Annotated in this window: 1 protein-coding gene; it reads right to left on the reverse strand. The window is 59.1% G+C overall.

Annotated features, from left to right (window positions below; genetic code table 11):
* A partial coding sequence (locus AC0L3B_RS39330; protein ID WP_473383173.1) for a hypothetical protein occupies positions 1-257 on the reverse strand: 257 nt, incomplete at its 3' end.
* Between the last annotated feature and the right edge of the window lie 29 nt (positions 258-286).

Raw genomic sequence — 286 nt, forward strand, 5'->3', positions numbered from 1 at the left:
GCAATTCGTTCCGCCTGATCGATACCGCGCTTGAGTGCGTCGTGCACCGTCCATTCCGCACCCGGCAACTGCTTGGTGCGTTCAACCACGCACTGGCCCGTTGCGGTGTAGACGCACAGCAGCACTTCAATGTCCGCGTCCTCCCGTTCCCGCGCCCGGACTTCGATATGACAGCCGTTTTCCACTTCCTGGGTAAAACATTCTTCGTCCCGCGCCTGTGCAGCCCAGGCATTAAAGGTATTGCCGCGAATGAACATAGCTGTTCTCCAACGCCCTGTACCGCCTC

The organism is Bradyrhizobium sp. Kon56, assembly GCF_055807635.1.